The organism is Atribacterota bacterium (assembly GCA_028703475.1).
Lineage (GTDB): Bacteria > Atribacterota > Phoenicimicrobiia > Phoenicimicrobiales > Stramentimicrobiaceae > JAQVMU01.
This window is the reverse complement of the sequence record JAQVMU010000015.1, coordinates 22388-28234: the sequence shown is the minus strand read 5'-3', so window position 1 is coordinate 28234 and position 5847 is coordinate 22388. Positions and strand designations below refer to the sequence as shown.

Genomic DNA, 5847 nt, shown 5'->3' with positions numbered 1-5847 from the left:
CTTTTTGATTACTTTTTTTATAATAAAATTCCTGGCATTTCTTTTCCTTTATATGTTTTACTCATTATTTCCGGACTTTTCCTTATTGCCAAATTTTTTAAAAGAAAAGTAAGTAGAGAAATTTTGCTGCCCCTAACATTTCTCATATTTTTTAGTACAATGGTATTTGTTCGTTCCAGCGGGTTACTTGTCTTTTTTAACATTATTATTTCCATAGTGTTACTGCTTATTATTACAGAAATATCCTTCTGCGGGAAAATAAAAGATTTTTTAATTGCAGATTATGTAAAAATATTTTTACAACCTGTAAAATTCTTTCAACCTTCATTGCATACATTCTTTAATATGTTTTTACAAAGGGGAATTAAAGAAAATCGAAGAGTTTTTTCACAGATTATAAAAGGATTTTTAATAGCAATTCCCTTTCTATTTGTTTTTTTACTGCTTTTATCTTCATCTGACCTAATTTTTCAAAAATTCGTTTCAGGATTATTTGGTATTAATAATGAGTTGGAAATGTTTTTACGCTTTCTTTTAATTTTGTTAGTAATGTTTGTTTTTATTGGTGCTTATGCATATTCATTTTGCCAGGAAAATAAAACAACTATCGCACCAGAGAATAATAGTAAACATGCCCTGGACCAGATAGAGACTTCTATTTTACTTTGCTCTATTAATATATTATTTTTTATTTTTATACTGGTTCAGCTAACTTATCTCTTCAAAGGGGAAAGCAACATAACTGCCCATGGTTTTACTTATGCCCAATATGCACGAAGAGGGTTTTTTGAATTAATAACAGTAGCTGGTATTTCTTTTCTTTTACTTATAACTGTCGAAAAATATATCACTAAAAAGAAAACCGGACATATACCGGGATTTAAAATATTATCTACTGTCCTGATCTTGCAGGTATTGTTAATAATGGCTTCTGCTTTTACTCGGTTATCCCTGTATGAAGAGGCATATGGTTTTACAACGTTGCGATTGTATAGCCATTCATTTATTATCCTGCTGGCAATTATCTTCTGCCTGTTGCTTTACAAGATTCTTATAGATATAACAGATAATAAATTTGCCTTTAATGTATTTTTGTCTATTATGCTATTTATGACCGCAATAAATTGTATCAATCCGGATTCCTGTATTGCCCGAAAAAATATAGAAAGATTTGAATTGACCGGGAAAATGGATATTAATTATTTAAGTCAACTTTCAGATGATGCTATTCCTGTTATTATTGAAGCATTAAATGATTTAGATGATAATCTGAAAAAAGAACTCTTTCATGAGTTGTACTGGCGGAGTCAGGATACCAATTCTTCAGCTCTTTCACAATGGCAATCATTAAATATATCCCGCAGAAAAGCTAATGTAATTCTCCAATCTCAAATTCCAGAATTTGAGCAATATAAAGATTATCAGCAGTAACCTTTAATTGAAGACTAATAAAATGCTATTCTCATTATATATGAGAAGGTATTCGGGAATATTATAGATAATAAACATATTATAGAAGCTTTTTATGAAGTCATCAATTTGAAATGGAGATTTGCTTGAACCGGAAACAGACATCCTGTTTCTTAAATAATAAGAGCCAGAAAAAAAGAGGGAGAGGAAGTAACAATATGTTGGAGAATAATGAAAATATCATCAAAACTATAAAGGAAGAGTTTCAAATATTAAAAAATCCTGAACAGGCTGCCCATTTACAAAGATACTTCAAGACCGGTAAGGGAGAATATGGGGAAGGGGATATTTTTTTAGGTATCCGTGTGCCAGTTGTGAGAAAAATTGCCGGGAAATATCGGGCGATATCTCTGGATGCTGTGATAGAATTTCTTCAATCACCTCTTCATGAAGAGCGTTTATTTGCCCTTATTATATTAACAGATACCTTTAAAAAAGCAGATCAGAAAGAAAGAGAAAAAATATATAAACTTTATCTGAACAATACTGAATATATAAATAACTGGGATTTGGTTGACATTTCTGCCGGTAAAATAGCTGGGGATTATCTGTTTGAACAGGACAGAAGTCCTCTTTATTTATTAGCCAGGTCTGATGTTTTATGGGAGCGCAGGATTGGGATTATGTCCACTTCTTATTTTATTACCCAGAATGATTTTACTGATACATTGAAAATTGCAGAAATACTGTTAAAAGATAAAGAAGATCTTATCCATAAAGCAGTGGGATGGATGCTCAGAGAGGTTGGCAAAAGAAATATTGATACTGAAGAAAATTTTCTTAAAAAACATTATCTGAGTATGCCCAGAACCATGTTGCGTTATGCTATTGAAAAATTCCCTGAAGAAAAACGACAATGGTACTTAAATAAGTGATAACATTCTGATTTTTTTTGAAATGGTATTAGAGCATTGCCAGAGGTAGAATAAAAATGAACATCAGGCTGTTTTTAAAGAATAACATCGTATTTATGATATTGTTGCTTATATTGTGCTCTTCCATACTGTCAATAAACACTTTTGCAAAAACCTATACTGTTGAAGAGCTTCGTTTTGAAAATAGTCATTTTATAAAAGTAGATGATGTTGAGATGCATTATCGGATTTGGAAACCTGAAGATAAAGTCCCAATTGGGAATATTCTGCTAATCCATGGATTAGGCGGTTCCACTTTCAGCTGGCGCAAAGTAGCAAAGGAAATAGCCAATCTTGGTTATCTGGTTGTAGCGATAGATCTACCTGGTTTTGGTTTAAGTCAACGGAAACCGGCAGCTAAGCAGAGTAATAATGATAGAGCAAATCTTATCTGGAAATTAATTGCTGATTTGAATATTCCGGGAAACTGGCATTTGGTTGGCCATTCAATGGGTGGTGGAGTTGTGGCTGCAATGGTATTGCAAAATCCATTTAAAGCAGTTAGTTTAACACTGGTAGCCGGTTCATTTGAACATAATAGTAGTCTTATTAGTAAAATACTCTCCCGTTCCAGAATTCTTAGAAATATTACAGGTAAAATATTTGCCAGATTTGCCTTAAGCCGAAAGAGAATTAAATCTTTTCTGACTTCAGCATATGGAAAGGAACCCACACTTGAGGAAATAGACGGATACTACCTGCCCCTGAAAATAAAGAATACATATTTAACATTTGCAAATCTCTTAAAAAATTACTCCTCAGATAAAGAATTATTCGGTAATTTGAATACAATAAATCTTCCCACTTTATGTATTTGGGGAAGGGATGACAGCTGGGTTCCGCTCAGTCAGGGTGAGGCAGTTTCAAAGATAATTTCTAATGCAAGGTTTGTTGTTATTGAACGTGCGTATCATTGTCCTATGGAGACTCATCCGGAGCTATTTAATGAATATTTCACTAATTTTCTACCTGGCATTTAGTTCCCTGTGTCTATCTCTGTCTATATCTGAATATTAAATTATTGAGATATTTTATAGTAAGACAAATGTTTTAGTAGAGTTGCTTTACATATAAACAATATTGCAGTTAAATAGAAATAGAAAGTATTATCAGCTTCAATAATTGCTGATGAAATATAAAAAAACAGGAGGGCTTAAATATGCCAATTTTACAGGTAGAGATATTGAAGGGAAGAACTGTAGAGCAGAAAAGAGAAATGGTTAAAAAGGTCACCGAGGCAGTCACTGAAACTCTGGATTGCCCTAAGGAAGCAGTAAGTATTATTATCAGAGAAATGGAATTTGAAAACTTTGCCAAAGCAGGGGTATTGAGGTGTGATAATAAATAAAAAAGTAATTGTACTAATTTTAATAATTGCTTTGGGAGTAATTACCTGGATGTATTTTTCCAATTCCGGGATTGTTGGCAGAAGTAACGAAAATGTGTTTTTCTTTTCCTGTCCTGATGGTGTGGAAATAAAAATAATTTATGGGCAAGATGCGGAATCAGCCCTGCTGTCCATTAAAGGAAAAGAATACAAATTAAATCAGGCAATAAGTGCATCAGGAGCAAGGTATGCTAATGAGGATGAAACGGTTATTTTCTGGGAGCATCAAGGTGAGGCAATGGTAGAGATGGATGGGGAAATAATATATCAGGGATGCAGTTTAAAAGAGTAAAAAAACTAAGAGATGGTATATTTTGATGTTTTACGAAGATTTTACCATCTCTTAGTTTTTAAATTACCTTTTAATACATTTCTATAAAATTTTCCTAATTCCCTGTCTTTCCGTCGTTTTTCAACATAAGACATTTCATAATAATCAGATTCTTTTTTCATTTTTATATAATTTTCATATCTTTCTGCTGGTAATTTGCCCTGTTTAAGTGCTTCTAATACTGCACAACCTTTTTCACTGGTATGACTGCAATTGTTAAAACGACATTTTTTTGCGAGGACGGCTATTTCTTCAAAGGTATTCTCAATTCCTGACTGTATATTCACTATACCCAGCTCTCGCATTCCAGGAGTATCAATAATCATAGAACCATTTGCCAGGTATATTAATTGCCGTGAAGTTGTAGTATGTCTGCCTTTTCCAATTTTTCTCAAGGTTTGTGTTTTAAATATATCAACACCGCAAAGCCGGTTAATCAAAGTTGTTTTTCCTACTCCTGAAGATCCGAGCAGACAGTAGATTTTTCCTGTAACAAATAAATCTGTTATAGATTTAAAATTATATCTGGTTGAGTTACTGAAAGGGATTACTTTTAACTCAGGCATAAAAGCTAAAATTGATGATATTTTATTAACAATTTCATCATTAGATATAAGATCACTTTTGCTCAGCAATATAACTGGCTGGATATTTCCTTCATTGACAATGGCAAGGTATCTTTCTATTCTTCTTAGATTAAAGTCGCTGTCAAGAGATTGGATGATAAATGCAGTATCAACATTGGCAGCGATTAATTGCATGGAGATTTTTTTCCCGGCCATCTTACGCAGTAAAGCAGATTTTCTGGGTATTATTTTATGGATAACTGCAAAATCATTATTGAAAATCTGGACACATACTTTATCTCCCACTGTAGGATAATCCAGAGGAGTTTCAGCCTTATGTTGCAAATTTCCGGTTATTTCTGCACGTACTTCAGTATTATCATCACCGGAAACTGTATAACTGTTCTTATATACCCCGGTTACCAGTGTGATCTGGAATTCTGTTTTTTTATTGTCTGAATCTGTCTTATTGTAAAACTCCATATTTATTTTTATTAACTCCAATAAGTTATATTCTGATAATGTAGACTAATATTTTTAAACAATAGAATACTTACGGTAAATACGGTCAACAATTTATTTCAACCGAAAGAAAACCGGAACATGTATGTTAATTATTCAGTGAAAATTCCGCCATTACTGATGCCCTGACTGTTACATCATCAGGAGATATAGGGGTAGGTGCCGCCGACAAGGCAACCTCCCTTTGAATCATAGTATCTCCAAACCGTACAGGTGTATAACCGGTTTTTTCTTCTCTTATACTATACAGTTCCTTTACTGTTTCGCCTGCACTTTCAGCAATTGAAACAGCTTTAAGATAGGCCTGTTCAGTGGCCATTTGAAGGGCTTGCATCATTAATACCTGCGGATTTTTCAATTCAAAACTGATATAATTGATATTATTTGCTCCGGAAATAACAGCAAGATCTATCAACTCTCCCACTGAATCCAGCTGAGTTGTTAAGACTATAATTTCATTATAAGCCTGGTAAAAAATTGATTCTTCATTAATATTTGGATTATCTCTGGGCAGTTCACGATAACTGTGCAACCTGTATGAACCGGTTTTTATATCATTTTCAAGTAAGCCAAAATCCAGCAGAGCATTAATAACCATAGTTGCAATTCTGGAATTTTCCTCTACAGCATCATTTGCCAATTTGCTTTTTGTTTCGA

General features: G+C 33.2%; 7 protein-coding genes. 5 read left to right on the top strand and 2 right to left on the bottom strand.

Going from position 1 to position 5847, the window contains the following annotated elements:
• The 5 genes from PHQ99_03245 to PHQ99_03225 all read left to right on the top strand — a co-directional run.
• The coding region (locus PHQ99_03245) for a DUF4173 domain-containing protein (GenBank protein MDD4288593.1) at window positions 1-1431 on the top strand (1431 nt) is incomplete at its 5' end.
• Between the two features lie 197 nt (window positions 1432-1628).
• Window positions 1629-2345: a DNA alkylation repair protein gene (locus PHQ99_03240; GenBank protein ID MDD4288592.1), complete on the top strand. Its 717-nt coding sequence runs from the start codon at window positions 1629-1631 to the stop codon at window positions 2343-2345.
• Window positions 2346-2401: 56 nt separating this feature from the next.
• A complete protein-coding gene (locus PHQ99_03235; protein ID MDD4288591.1) occupies window positions 2402-3364 on the top strand; it encodes an alpha/beta hydrolase in 963 nt (320 codons plus the stop codon).
• 179 nt (window positions 3365-3543) lie between these two features.
• Window positions 3544-3732 carry a 4-oxalocrotonate tautomerase gene (locus tag PHQ99_03230; GenBank protein ID MDD4288590.1) on the top strand — a complete coding sequence of 63 codons (189 nt, stop codon included), beginning with the start codon at window positions 3544-3546 and terminating at the stop codon, window positions 3730-3732.
• Entirely contained in the window at window positions 3719-4063 is a 345-nt protein-coding gene (locus PHQ99_03225) for an MliC family protein (protein MDD4288589.1), read from the top strand. The genes PHQ99_03230 and PHQ99_03225 overlap by 14 nt, the downstream gene beginning before the upstream one ends.
• A 41-nt stretch (window positions 4064-4104) precedes the next feature.
• On the opposite strand, the gene rsgA is transcribed toward PHQ99_03225, so the two are convergent.
• A complete protein-coding gene (gene rsgA, locus PHQ99_03220) occupies window positions 4105-5151 on the bottom strand; it encodes a ribosome small subunit-dependent GTPase A (protein MDD4288588.1) in 1047 nt (348 codons plus the stop codon).
• Between the two features lie 127 nt (window positions 5152-5278).
• On the bottom strand, window positions 5279-5847 hold a 569-nt coding region (locus PHQ99_03215), incomplete at its 5' end, for an SIMPL domain-containing protein (GenBank protein MDD4288587.1).

Bases quoted from the DNA above. Each gene is read 5' to 3' on its own strand.
- PHQ99_03240 (MDD4288592.1), top strand. From the start codon at position 1,629: ATGTTGGAGAATAATGAAAATATCATCAAAACTATAAAGGAAGAGTTT.
- PHQ99_03235 (MDD4288591.1), top strand. From the start codon at position 2,402: ATGAACATCAGGCTGTTTTTAAAGAATAACATCGTATTTATGATATTG.
- PHQ99_03230 (MDD4288590.1), top strand. From the start codon at position 3,544: ATGCCAATTTTACAGGTAGAGATATTGAAGGGAAGAACTGTAGAGCAG.
- rsgA (MDD4288588.1), bottom strand. From the start codon at position 5,151: ATGGAGTTTTACAATAAGACAGATTCAGACAATAAAAAAACAGAATTC.